At 54.3% G+C, this 25,390-nt stretch carries 29 protein-coding genes and 1 pseudogene; 27 read left to right on the top strand and 3 right to left on the bottom strand.

Annotation, left to right across the window (positions count from 1 at the left end; translation table 11 throughout):
- The first annotated feature begins 121 nt into the window (after positions 1–121).
- Positions 122–748 carry a lysoplasmalogenase gene (locus HV037_RS01365; RefSeq protein ID WP_016154844.1) on the top strand — a complete coding sequence of 209 codons (627 nt, stop codon included), beginning with the start codon at positions 122–124 and terminating at the stop codon, positions 746–748.
- A 74-nt stretch (positions 749–822) separates the two neighbouring features.
- On the top strand, positions 823–3,021 hold the full coding sequence (gene zntA / locus HV037_RS01360) for a Zn(II)/Cd(II)/Pb(II) translocating P-type ATPase ZntA (RefSeq protein ID WP_088583073.1): 2,199 nt from the start codon (positions 823–825) through the stop codon (positions 3,019–3,021).
- 46 nt (positions 3,022–3,067) lie between these two features.
- On the opposite strand, the gene tusA is transcribed toward zntA, so the two are convergent.
- The gene (gene tusA / locus HV037_RS01355) at positions 3,068–3,313 is read right to left on the bottom strand and encodes a sulfurtransferase TusA (RefSeq protein WP_003827551.1); all 246 of its coding nucleotides are present in this window, start codon (positions 3,311–3,313) and stop codon (positions 3,068–3,070) included.
- Between the two features lie 168 nt (positions 3,314–3,481).
- Between tusA and HV037_RS01350 the strand changes: the two genes are divergently transcribed.
- Entirely contained in the window at positions 3,482–4,147 is a 666-nt protein-coding gene (locus tag HV037_RS01350; protein WP_016154846.1) for a 7-cyano-7-deazaguanine/7-aminomethyl-7-deazaguanine transporter, read from the top strand.
- A 72-nt stretch (positions 4,148–4,219) separates the two neighbouring features.
- Positions 4,220–4,777, top strand: a complete 558-nt coding sequence (locus HV037_RS01345; protein ID WP_016154847.1) for a DcrB family lipoprotein — start codon at positions 4,220–4,222, stop codon at positions 4,775–4,777.
- Between the two features lie 3 nt (positions 4,778–4,780).
- On the opposite strand, the gene HV037_RS01340 is transcribed toward HV037_RS01345, so the two are convergent.
- Positions 4,781–5,998, bottom strand: a complete 1,218-nt coding sequence (locus HV037_RS01340) for an MFS transporter (protein WP_016157668.1) — start codon at positions 5,996–5,998, stop codon at positions 4,781–4,783.
- Positions 5,999–6,131: 133 nt separating this feature from the next.
- Between HV037_RS01340 and HV037_RS01335 the strand changes: the two genes are divergently transcribed.
- The 20 genes from HV037_RS01335 to acpT all read left to right on the top strand — a co-directional run bounded on the left by HV037_RS01335 (position 6,132) and on the right by acpT (position 23,377).
- On the top strand, positions 6,132–7,178 hold the full coding sequence (locus tag HV037_RS01335) for an AI-2E family transporter (RefSeq protein ID WP_016154849.1): 1,047 nt from the start codon (positions 6,132–6,134) through the stop codon (positions 7,176–7,178).
- 470 nt (positions 7,179–7,648) lie between these two features.
- A complete protein-coding gene (locus HV037_RS01330; protein WP_029139728.1) occupies positions 7,649–8,026 on the top strand; it encodes a hypothetical protein in 378 nt (125 codons plus the stop codon).
- A 68-nt stretch (positions 8,027–8,094) separates the two neighbouring features.
- Positions 8,095–9,156 carry a class I SAM-dependent methyltransferase gene (locus HV037_RS01325; RefSeq protein WP_016157670.1) on the top strand — a complete coding sequence of 354 codons (1,062 nt, stop codon included), beginning with the start codon at positions 8,095–8,097 and terminating at the stop codon, positions 9,154–9,156.
- Positions 9,157–9,196: 40 nt separating this feature from the next.
- Positions 9,197–9,919, top strand: coding sequence for a beta-ketoacyl synthase chain length factor (locus tag HV037_RS01320; protein ID WP_016157671.1), 723 nt, complete (start codon positions 9,197–9,199; stop codon positions 9,917–9,919).
- Positions 9,916–10,731: a lysophospholipid acyltransferase family protein gene (locus tag HV037_RS01315; RefSeq protein ID WP_016154853.1), complete on the top strand. Its 816-nt coding sequence runs from the start codon at positions 9,916–9,918 to the stop codon at positions 10,729–10,731. The genes HV037_RS01320 and HV037_RS01315 overlap by 4 nt, the downstream gene beginning before the upstream one ends.
- A complete protein-coding gene (locus HV037_RS01310; RefSeq protein ID WP_016154854.1) occupies positions 10,712–10,969 on the top strand; it encodes a phosphopantetheine-binding protein in 258 nt (85 codons plus the stop codon). Before HV037_RS01315 ends, HV037_RS01310 begins: the two co-directional genes overlap by 20 nt.
- A 12-nt stretch (positions 10,970–10,981) precedes the next feature.
- Positions 10,982–11,233 carry an acyl carrier protein gene (locus HV037_RS01305; RefSeq protein WP_016154855.1) on the top strand — a complete coding sequence of 84 codons (252 nt, stop codon included), beginning with the start codon at positions 10,982–10,984 and terminating at the stop codon, positions 11,231–11,233.
- Between the two features lie 6 nt (positions 11,234–11,239).
- Positions 11,240–11,821: a hypothetical protein gene (locus HV037_RS01300; RefSeq protein ID WP_016154856.1), complete on the top strand. Its 582-nt coding sequence runs from the start codon at positions 11,240–11,242 to the stop codon at positions 11,819–11,821.
- Positions 11,818–13,179 carry an AMP-binding protein gene (locus tag HV037_RS01295; RefSeq protein ID WP_016154857.1) on the top strand — a complete coding sequence of 454 codons (1,362 nt, stop codon included), beginning with the start codon at positions 11,818–11,820 and terminating at the stop codon, positions 13,177–13,179. The genes HV037_RS01300 and HV037_RS01295 overlap by 4 nt, the downstream gene beginning before the upstream one ends.
- Positions 13,166–13,519, top strand: coding sequence for a hypothetical protein (locus HV037_RS01290; protein ID WP_016157672.1), 354 nt, complete (start codon positions 13,166–13,168; stop codon positions 13,517–13,519). Before HV037_RS01295 ends, HV037_RS01290 begins: the two co-directional genes overlap by 14 nt.
- Positions 13,510–15,201, top strand: coding sequence for a glycosyltransferase (locus tag HV037_RS01285; protein ID WP_181500167.1), 1,692 nt, complete (start codon positions 13,510–13,512; stop codon positions 15,199–15,201). Before HV037_RS01290 ends, HV037_RS01285 begins: the two co-directional genes overlap by 10 nt.
- 3 nt (positions 15,202–15,204) lie before the next feature.
- Positions 15,205–15,627, top strand: a complete 423-nt coding sequence (locus HV037_RS01280; RefSeq protein ID WP_046274504.1) for a thioesterase family protein — start codon at positions 15,205–15,207, stop codon at positions 15,625–15,627.
- A complete protein-coding gene (locus tag HV037_RS01275; protein ID WP_019078114.1) occupies positions 15,624–16,229 on the top strand; it encodes an outer membrane lipoprotein carrier protein LolA in 606 nt (201 codons plus the stop codon). The genes HV037_RS01280 and HV037_RS01275 overlap by 4 nt, the downstream gene beginning before the upstream one ends.
- Complete coding sequence (locus tag HV037_RS01270; protein ID WP_103283358.1) at positions 16,198–18,516, top strand: MMPL family transporter; 2,319 nt, start codon at positions 16,198–16,200, stop codon at positions 18,514–18,516. The genes HV037_RS01275 and HV037_RS01270 overlap by 32 nt, the downstream gene beginning before the upstream one ends.
- On the top strand, positions 18,513–19,187 hold the full coding sequence (locus HV037_RS01265; RefSeq protein WP_233896672.1) for a DUF3261 domain-containing protein: 675 nt from the start codon (positions 18,513–18,515) through the stop codon (positions 19,185–19,187). The genes HV037_RS01270 and HV037_RS01265 overlap by 4 nt, the downstream gene beginning before the upstream one ends.
- Before the next feature lies 1 nt (position 19,188).
- A complete protein-coding gene (locus tag HV037_RS01260; RefSeq protein WP_103283357.1) occupies positions 19,189–20,358 on the top strand; it encodes a beta-ketoacyl-[acyl-carrier-protein] synthase family protein in 1,170 nt (389 codons plus the stop codon).
- Positions 20,355–20,831 (top strand): 3-hydroxy-fatty acyl-ACP dehydratase, encoded by a 477-nt coding sequence (locus HV037_RS01255; protein WP_103283356.1) that lies wholly within the window; start codon positions 20,355–20,357, stop codon positions 20,829–20,831. Before HV037_RS01260 ends, HV037_RS01255 begins: the two co-directional genes overlap by 4 nt.
- The gene (locus HV037_RS01250) at positions 20,828–21,559 is read left to right on the top strand and encodes a 3-ketoacyl-ACP reductase FabG2 (RefSeq protein WP_103283355.1); all 732 of its coding nucleotides are present in this window, start codon (positions 20,828–20,830) and stop codon (positions 21,557–21,559) included. The genes HV037_RS01255 and HV037_RS01250 overlap by 4 nt, the downstream gene beginning before the upstream one ends.
- Positions 21,556–22,785 carry a beta-ketoacyl-ACP synthase gene (locus HV037_RS01245; RefSeq protein ID WP_047415909.1) on the top strand — a complete coding sequence of 410 codons (1,230 nt, stop codon included), beginning with the start codon at positions 21,556–21,558 and terminating at the stop codon, positions 22,783–22,785. Before HV037_RS01250 ends, HV037_RS01245 begins: the two co-directional genes overlap by 4 nt.
- A gap of 1 nt (position 22,786) precedes the next feature.
- A complete protein-coding gene (acpT, locus tag HV037_RS01240; protein WP_103283354.1) occupies positions 22,787–23,377 on the top strand; it encodes a 4'-phosphopantetheinyl transferase AcpT in 591 nt (196 codons plus the stop codon).
- On the opposite strand, the gene HV037_RS01235 is transcribed toward acpT, so the two are convergent.
- Positions 23,369–23,875 carry a phenolic acid decarboxylase gene (locus tag HV037_RS01235; protein WP_016157682.1) on the bottom strand — a complete coding sequence of 169 codons (507 nt, stop codon included), beginning with the start codon at positions 23,873–23,875 and terminating at the stop codon, positions 23,369–23,371. The two genes, acpT and HV037_RS01235, sit on opposite strands and share 9 nt — an antisense overlap.
- Positions 23,876–23,974: 99 nt before the next feature.
- Here HV037_RS01235 and HV037_RS01230 point away from each other — a divergent pair, with 99 nt between their 5' ends.
- From HV037_RS01230 to nikR, 3 genes and pseudogenes are all read left to right on the top strand, one after another.
- Complete coding sequence (locus tag HV037_RS01230; RefSeq protein WP_103283353.1) at positions 23,975–24,835, top strand: LysR family transcriptional regulator; 861 nt, start codon at positions 23,975–23,977, stop codon at positions 24,833–24,835.
- Positions 24,832–24,912, top strand: a pseudogene (gene nikE / locus HV037_RS24480) (nickel import ATP-binding protein NikE); the annotation flags it as partial. The gene HV037_RS01230 and the pseudogene nikE, both read left to right, overlap by 4 nt.
- A 14-nt stretch (positions 24,913–24,926) precedes the next feature.
- Positions 24,927–25,328, top strand: a complete 402-nt coding sequence (gene nikR / locus HV037_RS01225) for a nickel-responsive transcriptional regulator NikR (protein WP_005121550.1) — start codon at positions 24,927–24,929, stop codon at positions 25,326–25,328.
- Positions 25,329–25,390 lie beyond the last annotated feature (62 nt).

Below are 25,390 nucleotides of genomic sequence, written 5' to 3'. Positions count from 1 at the left end.
TGCGGAAATAAGCATACATTGCCTGTTATGGTGTTGTCATCTGGCAGTGTCGACCTCTACACTGAACAGTAGAGCCGTGAGCACCCCGCTTACGAAAAAATAACGAATTCAAGGAACTAAGATGCTTTGGTCGTTTATCGCTGTCTGCCTTTCCGCATGGTTGTTCGTGGATGCTTCCTATCGTGGGCCCGCCTGGCAACGCTGGGTCTTTAAACCCCTAACGTTACTCCTGCTGGCGCTGCTGGCCTGGCAGGCGCCAATGTTTAATGCTGTCAGCTATCTGGTGTTGGCTGGCCTGCTTGCCTCGCTGCTGGGCGATGCGCTGACGCTGTTACCGCGCCAACGCCTTTTGTATGCCGTGGGGGCATTCTTCCTGTCGCATCTGCTGTATACCATTTACTTCGCCAGCCAAATGACGCTGTCGTTCTTCTGGCCTTTGCCGTTGGTGCTGGTGGTGCTGGGGGCGTTGCTGATTGCCGTGATCTGGACACGTCTGGAAGAGCTACGCATCGCTATCTGTACCTTTATTGGTATCACGCTGATGATGGTCTGGATGGCTGGTGAGCTGTGGTTCTTCCGCCCGACCGCTCCGGCGCTGTCGGCCTTTATGGGCGCATCACTCCTGTTCATCGGCAACATTGTCTGGCTGGGTAGCCATTACCGTCGCCGCTTCCGCGCCGATAACGCAATTGCTGCCGCCTGCTACTTCGCCGGACATTTCCTGATTGTTCGTTCGTTGTATCTTTAAAACGCTTGACTCTGGAGTCGACTCCAGAGTGTATCCTCCGGTTAATATGAAATGATTATCAACCGGAGGATGCCATGTCGACACCCGATTCCAGTGGCAAAAAAGCCCCACAATTTTCTTCTTTCAAGCTAGCGCCTGCGCCACAAAAGGCTGACGACTGCTGCTGCGAAGGAAGTTGCTCCACCCCACCACCCGTATCCGGTACCGTAATGGGTACCCGCTACTCCTGGAAAGTGGCAGGCATGGACTGTGCAGCCTGCGCCCGAAAAGTGGAGAATGCGGTCCGCCAGGTCAACGGCGTCAACCAGGTCCAGGTTCTGTTCGCCACCGAAAAACTGGTAGTCGACGCGGGTTCCGATATCCGCCTGCAAGTTGAAAGCGCAGTGCAAAAGGCAGGCTATACCCTGCGCGATGAGCAAGCGCCAGACGCCGCCCCCGAGTCGCGGTTTAAAGAGAACCTGCCGCTGATTTCGCTGATTATCATGATGGCGATTAGCTGGGGGCTGGAGCAGTTCAATCACCCCTTTGGCCAGATAGCATTTGTCGCCACCACGCTGGTAGGTTTGTATCCGATTGCCCGTCAGGCCCTGCGTCTGATGAAAACCGGCAGCTACTTTGCCATTGAAACGTTGATGAGCGTGGCCGCCATTGGCGCACTGTTTATCGGCGCGACGGCCGAAGCCGCCATGGTGCTGCTGCTGTTTTTAATTGGCGAACGCCTGGAAGGATGGGCCGCCAGCCGCGCCCGTAAAGGAGTCAGCGCACTGATGGCGCTCAAGCCGGAAACCGCCACGCGCCTGCGTAACGGCGAGCGCGAAGAGGTTGCTATCAATACTCTCCAGCCAGGCGATGTTATTGAGGTTGCCGCGGGTGGGCGTTTACCTGCCGATGGCAAGCTGGTCTCCGGATTTGCCAGCTTTGATGAAAGCGCCCTGACCGGCGAATCGATACCGGTTGAGCGCGCCACGGGCGAGAAAGTCCCGGCGGGCGCCACCAGCGTGGACCGTCTGGTAACGCTGGAAGTACTCTCCGAACCGGGTGCCAGCGCCATTGACCGTATTCTGAAATTGATTGAAGAAGCGGAAGAACGCCGCGCCCCCATTGAGCGCTTTATTGACCGTTTCAGCCGGATTTACACCCCAGCCATTATGGCGGTTGCGTTGTTGGTCACCCTTGTACCACCGCTGCTGTTTGCCGCATCCTGGCAGGAGTGGATTTATAAAGGGCTGACGCTGCTGCTGATTGGCTGCCCATGTGCGCTGGTGATTTCCACACCCGCAGCCATTACCTCTGGCCTTGCCGCCGCGGCACGTCGTGGCGCGTTAATCAAAGGCGGGGCCGCGCTGGAGCAGTTGGGTAGGGTAACGCAGGTCGCGTTTGATAAAACCGGCACCCTGACCATCGGTAAACCGCGCGTCACGGCGATTCACCCGGCAAGCGGTATTGGCGAGGCAGAACTGCTGGCGCTGGCGGCAGCAGTAGAGCAAGGCGCGACGCACCCGCTGGCGCAGGCGATTGTTCGGGAAGCCCAAACGCGCGAGCTGACTATCCCTGCCGCAAAAGATCAACGGGCGCTGGTTGGCTCTGGCATTGAAGCACTGGTCAACGGCGAACGCGTGCTGATTTGCGCCGCCGGTAAGCAGCCTGCCGATGCTTTTGCCGGGCAGATAAGCGAGCTGGAAAGCGCGGGTCAAACGGTGGTGCTGGTGCTGCGTAGCGATGCCGTTCTTGGCGTGCTGGCTCTACAGGACACGCTGCGCGACGACGCCCGTAGCGCCATCAGCGAGCTTAATCAGATTGGCGTGAAAGGGGTGATTCTGACGGGCGATAACCCGCGAGCGGCGGCAGCTATTGCCAGTGAATTGGGTCTCGAATTCAAAGCGGGTCTATTACCGGAAGATAAAGTACAGGCCGTTACTCATCTTAACCAACAGTCGCCGCTGGCGATGGTCGGCGACGGCATCAACGACGCTCCGGCAATGAAAGCAGCCACCATTGGCATTGCGATGGGAAGCGGGACCGATGTCGCCCTGGAAACCGCCGATGCCGCCCTGACCCACAACCGCCTGCGTGGTCTGGTGCAAATGATTCAGTTAGCCCGCGCCACCCACGCCAATATTCGCCAGAACATTGCGATTGCGCTAGGCCTGAAGGGGATTTTCCTCGTCACCACGCTGCTCGGGATAACCGGACTGTGGCTGGCGGTGCTGGCAGATACGGGGGCGACGGTACTGGTGACCGCTAACGCGCTGCGGTTACTACGTAAAGGATAATGCGTCTGTGCCGGACGGCAGTTGCATTAGCGCCATCCGGCTAAGATTACTGGCCTTTGCGCACCAGATAGCGGTACGGCAGAGAGTCTGTCTCTTTTGCCACCAGCTCATGCTCCATAAAGGTACAGAAGCCAGGAATGTCACGGGTTGTCGCCGGATCGTCGGCGACAATCAGCAGCGTTTCACCCGCTTGCATGCCGCGCACGGTTTTACGCACCATCATTACGGGTTCCGGGCAGCGCAGCCCCTGGGCATCAAGAGTATGGTCGGGAGAGGTAAACAGATCGCTCATCGTAGTCTCGTTCATTCAAAAACGGCGTTATTTTACGCTCTGTTGTGGCGTAAGCCAATCAGGTTAACGATTGCGTGAAAAACAACCATTGCAATGTGCTCTTAAAGCAGTATCATGCGACGGTTTTTTATTGGGTTCCCTCACCCCATCCAACAAAAAGGTCACAATATGACTCCGTTTACACAATCTCAACGCGTAAAAGCGTTGTTTTGGCTATCGCTATTTCATCTGCTGGTGATCACCTCCAGCAACTATCTGGTGCAGCTACCGATCTCCATTTTTGGTTTCCATACCACATGGGGCGCTTTCAGCTTTCCGTTTATTTTCCTCGCGACCGATCTGACCGTGCGTATTTTTGGCGCACCGTTGGCACGACGTATCATCTTTGCGGTAATGATCCCCGCGCTGCTGATCTCCTATGTCGTTTCATCACTGTTCTATATGGGATCGTGGCAGGGATTCGGCGCACTGCTGCACTTTAATCTGTTTGTCGCCCGTATCGCCGCCGCCAGCTTTATGGCTTACGCGCTGGGTCAAATTCTGGATGTGCATGTCTTTAACCGCCTACGTCAGAACCGTCGCTGGTGGCTGGCGCCAACGGCTTCCACGCTGTTTGGCAACATCAGCGATACGTTAGCCTTCTTCTTTATCGCTTTCTGGCGCAGCCCAGATGCCTTTATGGCCGAGCACTGGATGGAAATCGCGCTGGTTGACTACTGCTTCAAAGTGCTGATCAGCATTATTTTCTTCCTGCCGATGTACGGCGTGCTGCTGAATATGTTACTGAAAAGGCTGGCAGATAAATCCGAAATCGCTGCATTGCAGACGAGTTAAAGGTTCATTTTCCGAGTTGTGATAAGATGGACGAATGAGCCGTTATGGCCGTTTATCGAAAGGAAGAAGTCAATGCGCAATCTGGTTAAATATGTCGGTATTGGCCTGCTGGTTATGGGGCTTGCGGCCTGTGATAATAGCGATACAAAAGCGCCAGCAGAGGGTGCTGCCGCAGAAAGTAGCGCCACCGGACAACCGGTCAGCTTGCTGGACGGTAAACTCAGTTTTTCCCTGCCAGCGGATATGACCGATCAGAGCGGCAAACTGGGCACCCAGGCGAACAATATGCACGTTTATTCTGACGCAACCGGCCAGAAAGCGGTGATTGTGATTGTTGGCGACAATACCAACGAAGACCTGGCTGTGCTGGCAAAACGCCTGGAAGATCAGCAGCGTAGCCGCGACCCGCAGTTGCAGGTCGTCACCAATAAATCTATTGAGCTGAAAGGCCACACGCTGCAGCAGTTAGACAGCATCATCTCGGCCAAAGGCCAGACCGCTTACTCTTCCGTGGTGTTGGGTAAAGTCGATAACCAACTGCTGACTCTGCAAATCACGCTGCCTGCTGACGATCAGCAAAAAGCGCAGACTACCGCAGAAAACATCATTAACACGCTGGTTATCCAGTAACGGTTAAGACGATGACTCGGCCTCCGGTGACACCACCTGAGGCCGTTTTTTTAATCGCCAGGTCAGCAATAACGCCACCGCCACCAGCCCTGCCGCCGCCAGATAGATAACCGGCACGCCCGCCCAGGTCATGACCAGCCCAGCCAGCGGCCCCGTAACTCCCAGTGATAAATCCATAAACACCGTATACGTCGCCAGCGCAGCGCCCTGATTTTGCTGCGGGACGGCTTTTACCGCCACCACGCCCAGCGCCGGGAACACCAGCGAAAACCCTGCACCGGCCAGCAGGACGCCGCTTTTCGCCATCCACGGCATGGAAGCCATCCCGACCAGCAGCAACCCAACAATCTCGACGCTAAAGCAGATCATCGCCACATTTAGTCCACCTAAACGGTTGATACCATTTGGGAATAACAGGCGGGTCCCCACAAACGTGCAGCTAAAAAGCGTCAGCGCGAAAGCGGCGCCGTCCCAGCCTTTGGCATCATAAAACAGGGTAATGAAAGTGGCGATCACGCCAAATCCGGCTGAGGCCAGGGCCAGCGCCATGCCGTACAACCAAACACGCCCAAGCACCGCGCGAAACGGCAATGGTTTGCCTTTGCTGGCCTTCACCGCCGGACGAGGGAGCGCCAGCAGTATTGCCAGCAGCGCCACGCCCATCACGGTCAGCGCCAGTCCCTGTAAGCCACCCCAGGCATAAAACAGAACGCCCAGCGGAGCGCCTATCGCCATCGCGCCATAGGTCACGATGCCGTTCCACGAAATCACCCGTCCGATGTGCATTGAACCAACGACCCCAACCCCCCACAGCGTAGAGCCAGTCCCGGCAAAGCTTTGCCCGATCCCTAGAATCACGCGCCCCAGGCATAACAGCAGCAGGCTGCCCAGCGGCCAGCCATTCGTGAAGCCCGCCAGGAAGTAGCCCAGACCACTTAAAAAACAGCCACACAGTCCGAATACCACAATCTTCTTTGGCCCCAGCAGGTCGGCATAGCGACCGGCATGTGGACGGCTCAGCAGCGTAGCGAAATATTGCAGGCTGATGACCAGCCCTGCCCAAAAAGCGCTAAATCCCATCACATCATGGACATAGCCTGGCAATACAGCGAGCGGCAGACCAATGGTCAGGTAGCTGGCGAAGTTAAACATCACCACAGAGACAATACGCAGATTAAGGCGTAAACCGCTAAGCGTCGGTTCAGCGACGGGTTCGGGCATGGAGGATCACCACGTTTTCACAACAGTGTTTCATTTCTACCATGTTGCCGGGCAGAAATCAGTAGTCAGTTTCGGAATATCAGTCGCAAGCCAACCGCTACACTTAATGCAAAAACGCAAACAGGAAGACGACATGACAACCGCCCAGCCCGATAAAACGGGTTTGCACATTCTGCTCAAACTGGCCGCTCTGGTGGTGATCCTCGCGGGTATTCATGCCGCGGCGGATATCATCGTACAGCTTCTGCTGGCCCTTTTTTTTGCCATTGTATTGAATCCGCTGGTCACCTGGTTTATTCGCCGGGGTGTACGTCGGCCAGTCGCGATAACGTTAGTCGTGGTGGTGATGCTGATCGTTCTTACGGCGTTAATCGGCGTTCTGGCGTCATCCATCACTGAATTCATGGCCATGCTGCCAAAATACAACAAGGAGCTGACGCGCAAGGTTCTGTATCTGCAAGAGATGGTGCCTTTTCTGAATCTGCATATGTCCCCGGAGCGCATGCTGCAACGTATGGACTCCGACAAGCTGATGACCTTCACAACCACGCTGATGACAAGTCTTTCCGGTGCCATGGCCAGCGTCGTTCTGCTGGTGATGACGGTGGTCTTTATGTTGTTTGAGGTGCGTCATGTCCCCTATAAGCTGCGCTTTGCGCTGAACAACCCACAAATCCATATTGCGGGGCTGCATCGGGCACTGAAAGGTGTTTCTCACTATCTGGCGCTGAAAACGCTGCTCAGCTTATGGACCGGAGCCATCGTCTGGCTGGGGCTGGCGCTAATGGGTATTCAGTTTGCTCTGATGTGGGGTGTGCTGGCATTCCTGCTAAACTACGTGCCCAACATTGGCTCGGTCATTTCCGCCGTTCCACCCATGATCCAGGCGCTGCTGTTCAACGGCGTTTACGAATGCGTGCTGGTTGGGGCGCTGTTTCTGGTGGTGCATATGGTAATTGGCAACATCCTCGAGCCCCGCATGATGGGGCACCGGCTGGGATTATCGACGCTAATCGTCTTTCTCTCTCTGTTGGTGTGGGGATGGCTGCTTGGTCCGGTAGGTATGCTGCTCTCCGTGCCGTTAACCAGCGTGTGTAAAATCTGGATGGAAACCACCACAGGCGGTAGCAAACTGGCAATTTTGCTGGGACCCGGCAGGCCCAAAAGTCGGCTACCCTGAAAACTACCAACCGAGGTAGTTATTATATTTCCATATTGACGTTAAAATGACGTCAACACAGCTATATACAGTGGCTTATCTTAAATAAAGAGTGAAAAGGAATTCATTCTTTTATAAAGGAAATATATAATCCACATGCATTATTCTTTGCCAAAAAACATAAAAGTAATGAACACATCCAAAGCATTTAACTTAAACTATCCACTTAGATTTAAAGGTTATTTTATTTGATACGTTTTCTCTAAAAATCTATACTTCTCGCCGATGATGATGCTGAAAAGTTTCTGTTGAAGAAAGTGATAGAATATTATCATCCGGTCATCTCATTGCCTCGCTATCAACAGAGTGAAATAAACCGCTAATTTAGTTTAAATAAAATTGCAGGTGATAAAGGGTGCATCATGATTCCGGAGCTTATAAGTTAACATGTATAAACGGTACTTTGAGAGGGAGTTTTAATGAAACAGTATATTAAGTGGTTTGCAGCCATTGCCGTTGTCGGTGCACTGGCGGGTTGTGCACGTACTGCGCCGATTGATCAAGTTCACACCAGTGTGAGCGCGGGACATACTCAGGACCAGGTTAAAACCGCGATCCTAAAAGCCGGTATTCAACGCCAATGGGTCATGTCCGAAGCCGGACCAGGTATTATTAAAGCTCGCCAACAAACCCGCGATCATGTGGCTGAAGTCCGTATCACTTATACCGCCACCAGCTATGACATCAAATATGACAGCAGCCTCAACCTGCAGGCTTCTGGTGGAAAGATTCACAAAAACTACAACCGCTGGGTACGCAATCTGGATAAAGATATCCAGCTTAATCTGTCAGCCGGCGCCAATCTGTAATTACGCCTAAAGTCGGGCCGAAAAGGCCCGATACTCTTACTATCTGCCATTTAACAGGTTGTCCCCACATGTACGAACAGGATTCGCTTAGCGCACTGGATGCCATTACTGAAGCACAACGTATCGCCTTTGCCCCTATGCTATTTCAAACCGCGTTGTGTCTGCGAAATGCTGGAGTACTCACCTGGCTGGACAAGCAAGGTAAACGCGGCGCCACGCTCGACGAGATTACCGAAAACAGCACCATCAACGAATATGCCGCCAGCATCCTGTTGGATATGGGGTTAAGTGGGCGCATCATTACCCACAAAGAGGGATATTATTACCTCGCTAAAGTCGGTCATTTTCTTTTACATGACACGATGACGCGTGTGAATATGGACTTCACCCAGGATGTTTGTTATCAGGGGCTGTTCTATCTGGAAAATGCACTGAAAGAAGGAAAACCCGCAGGGTTAAAAACTTTTGGCGACTGGTCAACAATCTATCCTGCACTGTCACAATTACCGCTGGCTGCGCGTGAAAGTTGGTTTGCTTTCGATCATTACTATTCAGATGGAGCATTTGATGCCGCATTGCCATATGTATTCGCCAGCGCCCCTGCAACCCTGTACGATGTCGGCGGAAATACCGGGAAATGGGCATTACGTTGTTGTCAACATGATGACAATATTACTGTCACCCTATTAGATTTGCCGCAACAAATTGCACTTGCCCGCGAAAATATAGAAAATGCAGGATTATCTCATCGCATAAATTTCCATGCTGTGGATATGCTTAGCGACTCGCCTTTACCTGCCGGCGCTGATATCTGGTGGATGAGTCAATTTCTGGACTGTTTTTCTCCGGAACAAATTATCGCTATGCTGCGCAACGTTGCCCGGGTGATGAAACCGGGCGCGAAGCTGTTCATTATGGAACTGTTTTGGGATGCCCAAAAATTTGAAGCGGCCTCATTTAGCCTGAATGCGTCTTCGCTTTATTTTACCTGTATGGCGAATGGCAACAGCCGTTTCTACAGCGTAGAGAGGTTTTATCACTATCTGAATCTGGCAGGTTTTCAGGTAGATGAACGCCACGACAACTTAGGTGTTGGGCATACTTTATTGATATGTCAGAAGAAAAAATAAGAAACAATCGGAACAACCGATTTACCGCGGATACGCGTTGATGAAATTTGCTTTCAACATTATAGACTGGCAGGCCAGGGCGCCAGGGTTAAGCGAAACAGAACAGTGGCATGAATGGTCACGGCTTTCGCACGCCATCGATCCCACTGCGCCATTGGCTAAGCTCAACGAGTTACCGATGATGACGGCTCGCCGACTCAGTTCCGGCAGCAAACTGGCCGTCGATTGTGGGCTGGCGATGCTACGCCGCCATGATATCAATGCTGTTTTGTATACAAGCCGCCATGGTGAACTGGAGCGTAACTACAGGATCCTGCACGCCCTGGCGACTGGGCAGGCACTCTCACCAACCGATTTTGCCCTCTCTGTACATAACTCTGCTGTGGGTAACCTGACGATCGCTGCGAAAAAACCGATTGCCTCCTCCTCGCTTTCTGCTGGCAGGGATACGTTCCAGCAAGGGCTATGTGAAGTCATCGGGCTGTTGCAGGCGGGATATCAGCGCGTATTGATGGTCGATTTCGACGGTTTTCTGCCCGAGTTTTATCACCCACAGTTACCACCAGACATGCCAACATGGCCGTTTGCCGTCGCGCTGGTCATTGAATCCGGTGATAGCTGGCAATGTGAAACCCGTCCGTACTGCGGGCGGGGTGAGACACCGTTGCCGCAAAGCCTATTGTTTTTACAACATTACTTGCAAGATACCAAGGCGTTTACCCTGTCTGGCGAACGCGTACAATGGCAGTGGAGTCAGGGATGAACACGATGCTCCTGCGGCTTAACCGGGTATGGCGACTGGTGATGACCGGTCTTTGCTTTGCCCTGTTTGGCCTCGGCGGACTCCTTCTTTCTACGTTCTGGTTTAACGTCTTGCTGATCGCGATATGGGATAAAGCCCGACGTCGGCGTATCGCCAGACGCAGCATCGCCGCCAGTTTTCGCCTCTTTTTAACGGTGGCGAAACGGCTTGGTGTGTTGGACTACCAAATTGAAGGACGAGATATTTTACGCAATGAACAAGGATGCCTGGTCGTCGCCAACCACCCGACGCTCATCGATTACGTGCTACTGGCATCGGTAATGCCCGAAACCGACTGTCTGGTGAAAAGTGCACTACTAAAAAATCCGTTCCTCAGCGGCGTGGTCCGGGCGGCAGATTATCTGATTAACAGCCAGGCTGACGCGCTATTGCCCGCATGCCAGCAACGTCTGGAACAAGGCGATACTATTTTAATTTTCCCCGAGGGAACCCGTACACGCCCCGGAGAGGAAATGACGTTACAGCGTGGTGCGGCGAATATCGCCGTGCGCTGCAGCAGTGATTTACGCATAGTGACCATTAAATGCAGCGAACAAATGCTGAACAAAGAAAGCCAATGGTACGACGTCCCATCGGTAAAACCCATGTTTACCATTTCAGTACACGAGCGGGTTAAGATCGACCAATTTTACGACGCAAATTCACAAGAACCGGCGCTGGCCGCAAGGCAGTTGAACCGGCATCTTTTGCTTCAATTACAACCAGGTACTTTACCTCTTTCAGGAATTAATGATGCAAGCGCTTTATCTTGAAATCAAAAATCTCATTATAACGACATTGAATCTCGACGAACTAACAGCTGACGATATTGAAACCGAAGCGGCACTCTTTGGCGATGGCTTAGGCCTGGACTCAATCGATGCCCTGGAGCTGGGTCTGGCGGTGAAAAACGAGTATGGCGTGGTCCTCTCAGCGGAGAGCGAAGAAATGCGTCAGCACTTCTTCTCCGTCGCCACGCTGGCATCTTTCATTCACGCGCAACGTGCCTGAGGATAGTCCGTTATGACCGAACAAAAAGCCATTTACGAAGAAGTCTCCTCACTGCTGGTCAAGCTGTTTGAAGTTGACCCGCAAGATATTAAGCCTGAGGCGCGCCTGTACGAAGATCTGGAACTCGACAGCATCGACGCAGTCGACATGATCGTGCATCTTCAAAAGAAAACCGGTAAGAAAATCAAGCCGGAAGAGTTCAAAGCAGTACGCACCGTACAAGATGTCGTCGATGCGGTTGAACGCCTTCTCATAGAAGCGTAATTCACCGTGTCAGGCACTCGCTCCCTGCCAGTCGTACAACTGCTGACAGGTCTACTGTTGTTGGCCTGGCCGTTTTTGATCTGGTTTGGCCTGGCGCATAACAGTCTGCACTGGTTGCTGCCGTTAATGGCGCTACTCCTTTTTTTACGCTTTCGCCAGGTCCGGCGACAGGCGGGACCGTTGCGCGTCGTGACACAGGTAGTGGTGATCGCGGGTATCACCTTATGCATTGCCAGTTATCTGCTCAAAACGCACCAGCTGCTGCTGTTTTATCCCGTAGTGGTAAACGCCGTCATGCTGTCGGTTTTTGGTGGTTCTCTGTGGTCAGCGATGCCCATCGTTGAACGTCTGGCGCGGCTGCGCGAACCAAATCTGCCCGAAGCAGGCGTGCGCTACACGTACCTTGTGACACTAATCTGGTGCGCCTTTTTCATCATCAATGGCAGCGTTGCGCTCTTTACTGCATTGAATGGCGATATGACCCTGTGGACGACCTGGAACGGTATGGTTTCCTATCTGCTAATGGGGACATTGATGGTAGGCGAGTGGTTAGTTCGCCAACTGGTGATAAAGCGAGATACCCAATGAAGCAGCCCCTCACACTTGCTCAATGGCTCTGTGCCCCACGACCGGACGACATTCCTGTTGCGTGGCAAGAAGATCATACGTGGACGCTTGGCCATCTGCGCCATGATGTGGCCCAGTTGATAACGCAACTGCAGCAGCAGGAAGGTGAACGCTGGGCATTATGCTTCGAGAACAGCTATTTATTCATCGTCGCGTTGCTGGCAACGCTCCATGCTGGCAAAACACCGGTGATCCCGGGACATTGTCGCGTTTCGTTGTTAAACGAGCAGCACTTGCTGTTTGATGGCGTACTGAGCGATAAAGCGCTGGACTGGCAGGGAACGCTGCGAGTGGTCAGCTCTGCCATGACATCTGTGGCCCACGACATCACGTTCCCGATAATACGCAGTGACGCCTTTGTGGAGCTATTCACTTCCGGTTCGACCGGCCAGCCGAAACGCGTAATCAAACCGATTGCTCGTCTGGATAGCGAAGCAGCATTGCTCGCTACGCGTTTTGCTGATCGTCTGGCAGGTTGCCGGGTCGTCGCGTCAGTGGTACCGCAACACCTGTATGGTCTGACGTTTCGTATCTTCTTGCCGATGGCTTTAGGCCTCCCGCTGCATGCGGCGATGCTTTGGTATGCCGAACAACTGGCGGCACTGAGCCCTGATCATCGGTATGCGTTTATCAGCAGTCCGGCGTTTCTGAAACGCCTCGACCACCACCTGACACCGCCGCCAATCGAGTTGATTCTTTCCGCGGGCGGCATGCTGTCCTGGCAGGACGTCAAGCAGGCTGCTGACTGGCTGAATGTCTGGCCCGATGAGATCTACGGCAGCACTGAAACCGGAATCCTCGCGTGGCGCTATCGCCATCAGGATGATGTGACATGGCTGCCTTTTCCCGGAGTCAGATTCCAGTCAGAAGACGACGCGTTTCGTGTGTTTTCACCACTAATTGCAGCTGATGATGGCCTGTTACTCGATGATATTCTTCAGTTTATCGAAAACGGACAGTTCCGCCTGATGGGCAGGCGCGGGCGGGTGGTCAAGATTGAAGAGAAACGCATTTCACTCAGCGAAGTGGAGCAACGTTTACTGGCACTGGACGGTATCCGTGAAGTCGCAGCATTGCCCGTCTCACGCGGAGGACGTCAGGGCGTTGGTGTCCTGCTGGTACTGGATGACGAAGCCCGGCAACGCTGGCTTGAGTGCGGTGGTAAACCGCAAGAACTGACCTGGCGACGTTCGCTGCTGCCCTGGCTGGAGCCGGTCGCTGTTCCCCGCTACTGGCGGGTGATTGATGAGATTCCGGTCAACAGTATGAACAAGCGTGTCTATGCGCAATTACAGGAGTTATTTCATGAAACCCCATGAAATCGAGCGCCATCAGGCACTGCCTCATCAGGCTGAGATTGTTTTACAACTCGACCCTTCTCTGTTTTGGTTCAGCGGGCATTTTAGCGTACAGCCACTGCTGCCGGGCGTTGCACAGCTAAACTGGGCGATGGATTACGCCACCACGCTGCTGGTCCCTGGCTGGCGTTTTCACAGTATTCAAAACGTGAAGTTCCAGTCACCACTATTGCCAGAGGCCACCGTCACCCTGAGTCTGAGCTGGCAGGAAGCGCGTCAGATGCTCACTTTTAGCTACCAGCGCCACGACGGTGACGTGCGCCATACCGCCAGCAGCGGGAAGATTCGGTTATGCCGCTGACCTTTTCCCCATGCGTGTTGATCCCCTGCTACAACCACGGCGCGATGATGTCGGACGTGTTGGTTCGTCTTCGGCCGTTCAATCTCCCCTGCATTGTGGTGGACGATGGCAGCGACGAGACTACACGAGATGAACTGGCACGCCTGGCGGCAGAATACAGCAATTTGACGTTAATTCGCCTGCCCATCAACGCAGGCAAAGGCGCGGCGGTTATTCGCGGAATGCAGACGGCAGCAGATGCCGGGTTCAGTCATGCAGTGCAGGTCGATGCCGACGGGCAACATGCCATTGAAGATATTCCCAGGCTGCTTGCATTGGCAAAAGAACATCCGACAGCACTGATTTCCGGACAACCGATTTACGATGATTCGGTTCCTCGCTCGCGCCTGTACGGTCGTTGGGTAACCCATATCTGGGTGTGGATAGAAACGCTCTCGTTGCAGCTCAAAGACAGTATGTGCGGCTTCCGGGTGTATCCGGTGGCTCCCACGCTGCAACTGGCACAGCGCGTAACGCTCGGCAAACGGATGGATTTTGATACTGAAGTGATGGTGCGCCTCTACTGGCAAGGCAACACCAGCTATTTTATCCCCACGCGAGTCACCTATCCGCAGGACGGGCTATCCCATTTCGACGCGCTTAAAGACAATCTGCACATTTCATTGATGCACACTCGCCTGTTCTTTGGCATGTTGCCGCGCATCCCCTCCCTGCTGTGTCGTCGTTCATCGACACACTGGGCGCAGCAGCAGGAAGTCAAAGGGTTGTGGGGAATGCGTCTGATGCTGCTGGTCTGGCGTGTACTGGGCCGCAAAGCCTTCTCCCTGCTGCTGTATCCGGTCGTCGGCGTATACTGGCTCAGCGCTTCAACTGCCCGAAAAGCCTCTCAACGCTGGATTAGCCGCGTAAGAGCGCAACTGATCACACGCCGGATGCCAGTACCGCCAAACCTGACCAGTTATCAGCATTTCCTGCGTTTTGGCGGCGCGATGCTGGATAAGATTGCCAGTTGGCGCGGTGAACTGCACTTCGGTCGCGATGTGATTTTTGCACCAGGCGCAGAAAAAACGCTAAATGTCAGCGATCCTCGGGGAAAACTGCTGCTGGCTTCACATCTTGGCGATGTCGAAGCCTGTCGGGCACTGGCCCAGCTACAGGGCAGTAAAACAATCAATGCGCTGGTATTTAGCGATAACGCCCAACGCTTTAAACAGATCATGCAAGAGATGGCGCCGCAGGCTGGATTAAATCTGCTCCCGGTGAACAGTATTGGTCCAGATACTGCCATTCTGCTCAAAGAGAAACTGGAGCGCGGTGAATGGGTAGCCATCGTAGGCGATCGCATCGCAGTCAATCCCCAACGCGGCGGCGAGTGGCGTGTGTGCTGGAGCCGCTTTATGGGGCAAAACGCGCCATTCCCTCAGGGCCCGTTTATTCTTGCGTCTATTTTACGCTGCCCTGTAGATCTGATTTTTGCCCTGCGCCAGCAGGAGAAACTCCACATCTACTGCGAACCGTTTGCCGACCCGCTGCTCTTACCGCGCGCCACACGACAACAGGCATTACAGAATACTGTCGATCGCTACGCCGAACGCCTTGAGCACTATGCGCTTCAGTCGCCCCTCGACTGGTTTAACTTTTTCGATTTCTGGCAACTGCCGGACACCAATGACAAGGAGTAAAGGGTGCTTAACGATCCCCGTTTTACGGCTGAAGTCGAGCTAACTATTCCGTTTCACGACGTCGATATGATGGGCGTAGCGTGGCATGGTAACTACTTCCGTTACTTCGAGATTGCCCGTGAGGCACTGCTGAACCAATTCGATTATGGCTATCGGCAGATGAAAGAATCTGGCTATCTGTGGCCCGTGGTCGACACTCGGGTGAAGTATCGCAATGCGCTGACTTTCGAGCAGCGTATCCGTGTACGCGCCCAAATTAAAGAGTACGAAAATCGCCTGCGAATCGGCTACGAAATTTTTGATGCCGAAACAGGTAAACGTGCTACAACAGGCTACACCATCCAGGTCGCCGTCGACGAAAAAAGCCGTGAACTGTGCTTTGTCAGCCCGAATATTCTGTTTGAACGGATGGGAGTGACACCATGAAATTATGGCCATTGCTCGTGCTGCTCGTCAGCCCTTTCGTCAGTGCCCTGACGCTCGACTCCCTACAACAGCGTTTTACCGAACAACCGGTGGTTCGCGCCCACTTCGATCAAACCCGGACGATAAAGGATCTACCACAACCGCTGCGATCTCAGGGCAAGATGTTGATCGCCCGCGACAAGGGGTTGCTGTGGGATCAAACGTCCCCGTTCCCGATGCAGCTGCTGCTGGATGACAAACGGATGGTTCAGGCAATTAACGGTCAACCACCGCAGACCGTTACCGCTGAGAATAACCCGCAAATGTTCCAGTTTAATCATCTGCTGCGGGCGTTATTCCAGGCGGATCGTAAAGTGCTGGAACAAAACTTCCGCGTGGAGTTCGCAGACTTAGGAGAAGGTCGCTGGACGCTACGCCTGACGCCAATCACCACACCGCTGGATAAGATTTTTGCGACGATTGATTTAGCAGGAAAGACCTACCTGGAGAGCATTCAGCTCAATGATAAACAGGGCGATCGCACCGATATCGCGCTTTCCCAACACCAACTAACGCCAGCGCAACTGACCGATGACGAACGCCAACGCTTTGCCGCCCAGTAAACGTCCCGCGCTGTTATGGGGAGTCATCTGCCTGCTTCTGCTGGGCATCTTTCTGACGCTGCTACCTCAGGCCCGCCTTAACAGCAGCGTGCTGGCCATGTTGCCAAAGCAGACGCTGGGCGCTATACCTCCGGGTCTGAACGAGGGATTTATGCAGCGCCTTGACCGTCAGGTGGTCTGGCTGGTGAGTCCCGGTGAGCAACCGGACCCAGCGATAGCCCGGGACTGGCTGGCTTTACTGCAAAAATCGCACGCGCTAGCCCAGGTAAAAGGTCCAATGGATGCCGACAGCCAGCAGGCCTGGGGGGCATTCTTCTGGCAACATCGTAACGGCCTGATAGATAACGAGACCCGCGCCCGGCTGCAAAACGGCGGCGAAGCGCAGGGCCAGTGGATCCTGTCCCAACTTTACTCCGCATTCTCCGGCGTCAGTGGCAAAGAGCTACAAAACGATCCCTTCATGCTGATGCGTGGCTCGCAGCTGGCCATGGCCAAAACTGGGCAGCGTCTGCGCCTGATGGACGGCTGGCTGGTCACCCAGGATGAGCAAGGCAACTATTGGTATCTGTTACATGGCGAACTGACCGGTTCATCGTTTGATATGCAACAGACGCACCAATTGGTCACCACGTTGAATACGCTGGAAGGTGAGCTCAAAGCCCACTATCCACAGGCTCAACTGCTGTCTCGCGGGACGCTGTTCTATAGCGATTACGCCAGCCAGCAGGCGAAAAAAGATATCTCTACTCTCGGCATAGCCACTGTGCTCGGGGTGATCCTGCTCATCGTGGCTGTATTTCGTTCGCTGCGTCCGCTGCTGCTGTGCCTGATTTCGATTGGCATTGGTGCGCTGGCGGGGACCGTCGTCACGCTGCTGATTTTTGGCGAGCTCCATCTGATGACGCTGGTGATGAGCATGAGCATCATCGGTATTTCCGCCGACTATACGCTCTACTATTTGACCGAACGAATGGTGCACGGTGCGGAAACATCGCCATGGCAAAGCCTTGCCAAAGTGCGCAATGCCCTGCTCCTGGCGCTATTCACCACCGTAGCGGCTTATCTGATTATGATGCTGGCCCCCTTCCCCGGTATTCGCCAGATGGCGGTATTCGCGGCGGTAGGTCTGAGCGCCTCCTGCCTGACGGTCATTTTCTGGCACCCGTGGTTGTGTCGTCGGTTGCCGGTACGCCCGGTGCCGGCAATGGTACTCATGCTACGCTGGCTTGCTGCATGGCGACGCAATAAAAAACTCTCCGTTGGCCTGCCGCTGGCACTGGCGTTGTTCTCGCTGGCAGGAATAGCGACGCTGCGCGTAGATGATGATATCTCCCAGTTACAGGCGTTGCCGCAGGAAATTCTCGCTCAGGAAAAAGCGATTACCGCCCTGACCGGGCAAAGCGTCGACCAGAAGTGGTTTGTGGTGTACGGCAAATCCGCTCAGCAAACGCTGGAGCGGCTGGAAACCTTTACCCCCGCGCTGGAACAGGCAAAAAAAGACGGATTACTCAGCGGATATCGCACTATTCCGCTCAATTCACTCGCCCGGCAACACCAGGATCTCTCTCTGCTAAAAGATGCTTCTCCCGCCATCACGAAAGCCCTAAACAACGCCGGGCTGGCAACGGTGAACCCCGATCTTAGCGCCATGCCTGTAACCGTCGATGCCTGGCTTGCCAGCCCAGCCAGTGAAGGCTGGCGCTTGCTATGGCTGTCTCTGGCTGATGGCGAAAGCAGCGTATTGGTTCCCGTTGAAGGGGTGAAACAAAGTGATGCTTTAAATACGCTCAGCGTGAAATATTCCGGCGTGGCGTGGGTGGATCGCAAGAGCAGCTTTGACAACCTGTTTGCCCTTTATCGCCATATTCTGACCGGCCTGCTGTGCATTGCGCTGGCGGTGATTGCCTGTGGCGCCATCATTCGGCTTGGCTGGCGTAAGGGCTTAATTAGCCTGGTGCCCTCAGTGCTGTCTTTAGGTTGTGGTCTGGCAGTACTGGCCCTGAGCGGTCATGCGCTCAACTTGTTCTCGCTGCTGGCACTGGTGCTGGTACTGGGAATTGGCATTAACTACACGCTGTTTTTCAGTAATCCACGCGGTACGCCACTGACGTCGCTGCTGGCTATCACGCTGGCGATGATGACCACGCTCCTGACGCTCGGCATGCTGGTCTTTAGTGCCACTCAGGCAATCAGCAGTTTTGGCATTGTGCTAGTAAGCGGTATTTTCACCGCATTTTTGCTGTCACCGCTGGCGATGCCAACGAAAAGAGAGAAGAAAAAACGATGAGTAAACCGATATTTCGTTGGTTGAGTGGGCTTTTGCAGAATGGCGGCATTGCCTTATCCGATCTACGTCAGCACACCATTTGTAGACCGGATAAGCGCAGCGCCATCCGACGGGGCCTGCTCGTCGCCACGTTGCTGCTGGCAGGTTGCAGCCACTCACAGCCGGAACAGAAAGGCCGCCCGCAAGCCTGGTTAGAGCCGGGTATTCGTGTAACGCTACCTGCTCCGGGGATTTCTCCCGCGGTGAATTCGCAACAACTACTAACCGGTAGTTTTAACGGCAAAACTCAGTCACTGTTGGTCATGCTCAATGCTGATGACAAGAAAATCACACTTGCCGGGCTGTCATCAGTCGGCATTCGCCTGTTCCTCGTGACTTACGATGAAAAAGGACTGCACACCGAGCAATCGATCATCGTTCCACAATTGCCGCCAGCCAGCCAGGTGCTGGCTGACGTGATGCTTAGCCATTGGCCGATTAGCACCTGGCAACCGCAATTACCCACAGGCTGGACGATCGTCGATACGGGTGATAAGCGTGAGCTGCGCAATGCACGCGGCAAAGTGGTCACGGAAATCACGTATCTGAATCGAAGAGGAAAACGCGAACCGATCAGCATTGAGCAGCACGTTTTTAAATACCACATCACCATTCAATATCTGGGTGACTGAGATGATCTACATTTCTGCCGTTGGCATGATTAACGCGTTGGGCAATAACACTGATGAAATCGCAGCCAACCTCACTCGTGGCATAGCGCCGGGAATGCGCCCGCGCACGGGCTGGCTGCAAGGACACCCATCCGCCGTGTTAGCAGGCGTTGACGGTGAGTTACCCGCTATTCCTCAGCACTTTAGCGCTCATCGTTCGCGCAACAACCAGCTATTGCTGGCAGCACTGATGCAAATCCAGCCGCAGGTGGACGACGCTATCGCCCGATTTGGTCGCGATCGTATTGCTGTTGTTCTCGGCACCAGCACCTCCGGCCTGGATGAGGGTGACGTTCACGTTGATTTGATGCTCAACGGCAAAGAGAGCACTGACTGGCGCTATCCGCAACAGGAACTGGGCGATCCGTCGCGTTTTCTTAGCCACTGGCTGGCGCTGGATGGCCCGGCCTTTACGCTCTCAACCGCCTGCTCGTCCAGTGCAAGGGCTATCATGAGCGGACGTCGTTTGATCGAATCTGGTCTGGTCGATATCGCCATTGTCGGTGGTGCGGATACGCTAAGCCGAATGCCAATCAACGGATTCCACAGTCTGGAATCACTCTCCCCAACGTTGTGTCAGCCGTTTGGCCGTGACCGTTGTGGGATCACCATTGGCGAAGGCGCCGCCTTGATGGTATTAACCCGCGAGCCACAGCCTATCGCGCTCCTTGGCGTCGGCGAATCCAGCGACGCGTACCATATTTCGGCTCCCCATCCACAGGGGGAAGGTGCCATTCGCGCCATCGGCCAGGCGCTTAACGACGCAGGAATGACGCCGGAACACGTGGGCTATATCAATCTGCACGGTACCGCCACACCGCTAAACGATCAGATTGAGTCCAACGTCGTGAGCGCGCTATTTGGCGAAACGGTCCCGTGCAGTTCAACCAAACACCTGACCGGGCACACACTGGGTGCCGCGGGGATCACCGAAGCAGCGATCAGTATACTGATTCTGCAACGCGACCTGCCGCTACCACCGCAGGATTTTAGCCAGTCACCACGCGATGAAACATTGCCAGCCTGCGGCATCATTGAACAGCCGCAGTCGCTGACTCGCCCGGTTATCTTGTCTAATTCGTTTGCCTTCGGCGGTAATAATGCCAGCATCCTGCTCGGGAGAATCTCATGAGCCACTATTTATCACCGGGCGGCTATTTGCCGCATGATGCGCCGATGCTGCTCCTTGAAGAGGTCGTCAGTGTGGCGGACGAAACCGCCATCTGCCACGTGACGGTATCAGCAAACAGCGTACTGGCCCCTTTCCTCGACCCCGATGGCAATCTACCTGGCTGGTTCGCACTGGAACTGATGGCGCAGACCATTGGCGTCTGGTCTGGCTGGCACCGCCAGCAACAAGGTCAGGCGAGTATTACGTTAGGCATGGTACTGGGCGCACGTGACTTAGTCTGTGCCACAGGTGTTCTGCCTGCCGGGAAGAAGCTGAGCATCCATGTCAAATTGCTGATGCAGGATGCACGATTCGGTAGCTTTGAATGTGCCATCCAGGCAGACAACGAGACGTTGGCGACCGGTCGCGTCAACACCTTCCAGCCGACATCAGAAGAAATTAACACGCTATTTCAACAAGGAGCGTCCACATGAGCCGTTCAGTTTTAGTTACGGGTGCCAGCAAAGGTATCGGTCGCGCCATCGCCAGACAACTGGCCGCGGACGGTTTTGTGGTCGGCGTACACTATCATCGCGATGTGCAAGGAGCACAAGAAACGCTGGATGCTATCCTCGCCGCTGGCGGCGCAGGGCGCCTGTTGACATTTGATGTTGCCAATCGCGAGCAGTGCCGTGAAATACTGTTGCAAGATATTGAGGCAAACGGCGCATGGTACGGCATTGTTAGCAACGCAGGGGTCACTCGTGATGCCGCTTTCCCTGCGCTCAGTGATAACGACTGGGATGCGGTGATCCATACCAACCTCGACAGCTTTTACAACGTCATTCATCCGTGCATTATGCCGATGATCAGTGCACGCAAGGGGGGCCGTATCATCACACTGTCTTCGGTTTCGGGCGTGATGGGCAACCGCGGTCAGGTCAATTACAGTGCGGCAAAAGCCGGAATTATTGGTGCCACTAAAGCGCTGGCCATCGAACTGGCAAAACGCAAAATTACCGTAAACTGCATTGCACCGGGACTCATTGATACCGGGATGATCGAGATGGAAGAAGCCGCATTGAAAGAGGCGATGTCGATGATCCCCATGAAACGGATAGGTCAGGCTGAAGAAGTGGCCGGGCTTGCCAGTTATTTAATGTCGGATGTGGCGGGCTATGTAACTCGCCAGGTGATTTCCATCAATGGAGGGATGTTATGACACGTCGTGTCGTGATTACAGGCATGGGCGGCGTCACCGCCTTTGGGGAAAACTGGCAGGCTGTCTCCGCCAGGTTATTGGCATATGAAAATGCGGTACGCAAAATGCCGGAGTGGCAGGTTTATGACGGACTGCACACACTGCTGGGTGCGCCGATCGACGACTTCACTCTACCGGAACACTATACCCGCAAGCGAATTCGCGCCATGGGTCGCGTATCGCTGATGTCCACCCGCGCAACAGAGCTGGCGCTTGAGCAGGCCGGGCTGATTGGCGATCGGGTACTGACTAACGGTGAAACCGGGATCGCTTATGGTTCATCAACCGGTAGTACCGGTCCAGTGAGCGAGTTCGCGACCATGCTGACCGAGAAGCATACTAATAACATCACCGGCACGACCTACGTGCAAATGATGCCGCACACCACTGCCGTTAACACTGGATTATTTTTTGGGCTGCGGGGGCGAGTCATTCCGACATCCAGCGCCTGCACATCCGGTAGCCAGGCAATTGGTTACGCATGGGAAGCCATTCGGCACGGTTATCAAACAGTGATGGTCGCCGGCGGTGCAGAAGAACTGTGTCCTTCCGAAGCCGCCGTGTTTGATACACTGTTCGCTACCAGCCAGCGCAACGACGAGCCGAAAACCACCCCCTCCCCGTTCGATGAAAATCGCGATGGTCTGGTCATCGGAGAAGGCGCAGGCACGCTGGTGCTGGAAGAGCTGGAACACGCTAAAGCGCGCGGAGCAACGATTTATGGTGAAATCGTTAGCTTTGCCACTAACTGCGATGCTGCCCATATCACCCAGCCACAGCGCGAAACAATGCAGATTTGCATGGAAAAATCGCTGAATATGGCCGGTATTAGCGCCCGCGATATCGGATATATTTCAGCGCACGGTACCGCAACCGATCGCGGTGATATTGCAGAAAGTCAGGCAACCGCTGCAATTTATGGTGATAATGTGCCGCTATCCTCGCTTAAAAGCTATTTTGGACATACCCTTGGCGCTTGTGGCGCACTAGAGGCCTGGATGAGTCTGCAAATGATGCGAGAAGGCTGGTTTGCGCCTACGCTAAATTTGAGTCAGCCAGATGCTAATTGTGGAGCGCTGGATTACATTATGGGTAAAGCCCGCAAGATTGATTGCGAATTTTTGCAGAGCAATAACTTTGCGTTTGGCGGCATAAATACTTCTATCATCATTAAACGTTGGCCCTGATATGTACCGGATCGTTCTTGGGAAAGTTTCTGTTTTAAGCGCTGGCGCACTGCCTGCCGCACTGCGTGAGCAGGCCCCGCAAGGCGCTCGTCGTGCGCGCTGGCTGGCAGGTCGCGTGCTGCTTTCCCATACTCTTTCGCCATTACCGGACATCGTCTACAGCGAGCAAGGAAAACCGACCTTTTCCGCCGACACACCGCTGTGGTTCAATCTCAGCCACAGCGGTGATGATATTGCCCTGCTGCTCAGCGACGAAGGGGAAGTCGGCTGTGATATTGAAGTCGTTCGCCCGCGCGATAACTGGCAGACGCTGGCAAATACGGTGTTCAGTCTCAGGGAACATGCCGAAGTTGAGGCCGAACGCCCGGAGCAACAGCTGGCGGCGTTCTGGCGCATCTGGACGCGTAAAGAAGCTATCGTGAAACAGCGTGGCGGCAGCGCCTGGCAAATTGTCAGTGTCGACAGCACCGCGCTAACCTCCTCACTCTCAGTCAGCCAGTGCCAGCTCGATACCCTGAGCCTGGCGGTGTGTACCCCCACGCCGTTTACCCTGACCGCCGACGCCGTGCAGCGTCTGGAAGCCTTAGCGTAAATTTTCCGGGAAGTTTTCCGGCAATTCACTGGCCGCACAGGCAATAACGCTGTCATTATTCGCCCCACAGTCACGCACGAAGGTGATGGTCGCAAACTCGTCAATCACCTCAGTTGGATATGCCGGCCCCGCATCGCGATATGACATCATCAGCGGAATATGGTCATTCTGGAAACAGACCGTTTTTTGCGGATTGTTAATCACCCAGCGTGGGAAAAAGATGGTGCCGTGAAAGAGTTTGTCGCCCAGATTCACGATCAGGCTGACGTCGGTCCCGGTCGGTTCGGTCCATGAAATTTTATAAACACTCTCGCCAACCCGCACAATGTACGCCCGCTGATCCTTCACCCAACGATTCCCCACAATGCCGCTGTGAATACGGTAATCCAGAGTGGTGTCGTTTTTCACGTAGATCTCGTAATTCCAGCCATTATCGTAGGTATAGACCAGATGTTTGCCGACAAAGCCGCTCAAATCATGTTTATCAAAAGTGCTCATATTCGTTCTCCTCTTACTTGATGCGAGGATCTTACCGCTTCAAAAATTGGATGAATAACGCTATGTTTACATCATATTCATTCAATTTTTAGATGAGTTATGCACAAGACAACGCTGGAGCAATGGGCCTTACTGGAGAAAGTCGTGGAGCTGGGCAGCTTTGCTAAAGCTGCGGAAGAGACCAACCGTAGCCAGTCTTCGGTGAGCTACAATCTGGCGCTACTGCAGGAGCGGCTTGGCGTGACGCTGCTGACGCCGGAAGGTCGCAGGGCGGTATTAACCCCTGCGGGAGAGCTACTGTTGGGCCAGGTCAAACCGTTACTGAAGGCCTTTTTATGGGTGGAAACCCGGGCAGCAACGTTGCAAAACGGCACGCGAACGCGGCTGGATTTCATGGTAGATAGCATCTTCCCACGCAAACGCCTGTTCGCGATCCTCAAGCAGTTTCAGCTGGCGTGGCCGCAGACGCAGGTACGTTTGACCGAAGTGCTGGAGAATGCTGACGATCGACTGGCGGCGCATGCCGATGCGGACGTGATGGTCCTGACCCGACGCCAGGATATCACCGGACGCGGCGAATGGCTGATGAATATTGACTTCGTGGCCGTTGCCCACCGCGATCACCCGCTCTGCATGCTGGATGCGCCGCTGGATGAAGACGCGTTACGCGCGTGGCCGCTGATTCGCATTGCCGATCGCGACACCCCGCAGCAAGCGGTGCGCGATGCCTGGACCTTCTCGACCATTGATGCCGCGATTGAGGCGGTGATGTATCAGGTCGGTTACAGCTGGTTGCCTGAGGAGCGAATTCAGCAGCAGCTTGAGCAGGGGCTATTACGACTGCTGCCGTTAAGCCATGGCGCTCGCCGTGCCACCCCGCTGCATCTGATCGTCAAAGACACGCTCGCGCCGCTGGATGAACAGGTAACAACCCTGCTGCGTTTATTGCGAGAGCATTAACCTTTTCCCCGGATGCCGGACGTGTGTTACAAAATACGCTATTCCCCTTACTCCCTGTGCGCCCACGCGCCACATGAAAGGTTAATTGCAGATGCAACGAGTCACCATTACCCTCGATGACGATTTACTGGAAACGCTCGACAGCCTGAGCCAGCGCCGTGGCTATAACAACCGTTCCGAAGCGATCCGCGATATTCTGCGCGGCGCACTGGCGCAGGAAACCACCCAGGAGCACGGCACTCAGGGATTCGCAGTGCTCTCGTATGTTTATGAGCATGAGAAGCGTGACCTGGCGAGCCGTATTGTTTCCACCCAACATCACCACCACGATTTATCAGTCGCCACACTACACGTGCACATCAACCATGACGACTGTCTGGAAATCGCTGTGCTAAAAGGTGACATGGGCGATGTGCAGCATTTTGCCGATGACGTGATTTCCCAGCGCGGCGTGCGCCACGGTCATCTGCAGTGCCTGCCGAAAGAAGAGTAATTGCTTGTTTTGTTGCCCGGCCTACATTCATTCCCGTTTGTAGGCCGGATAAGGCGCAGCCG

Source organism: Citrobacter sp. RHBSTW-00017, from assembly GCF_013797615.1.
Classification (GTDB): Bacteria; Pseudomonadota; Gammaproteobacteria; order Enterobacterales; family Enterobacteriaceae; genus Citrobacter; species Citrobacter braakii.
The sequence above is the reverse complement of the archived record's forward strand: the minus strand, read 5'-3'. Positions and strand labels throughout refer to the sequence as shown.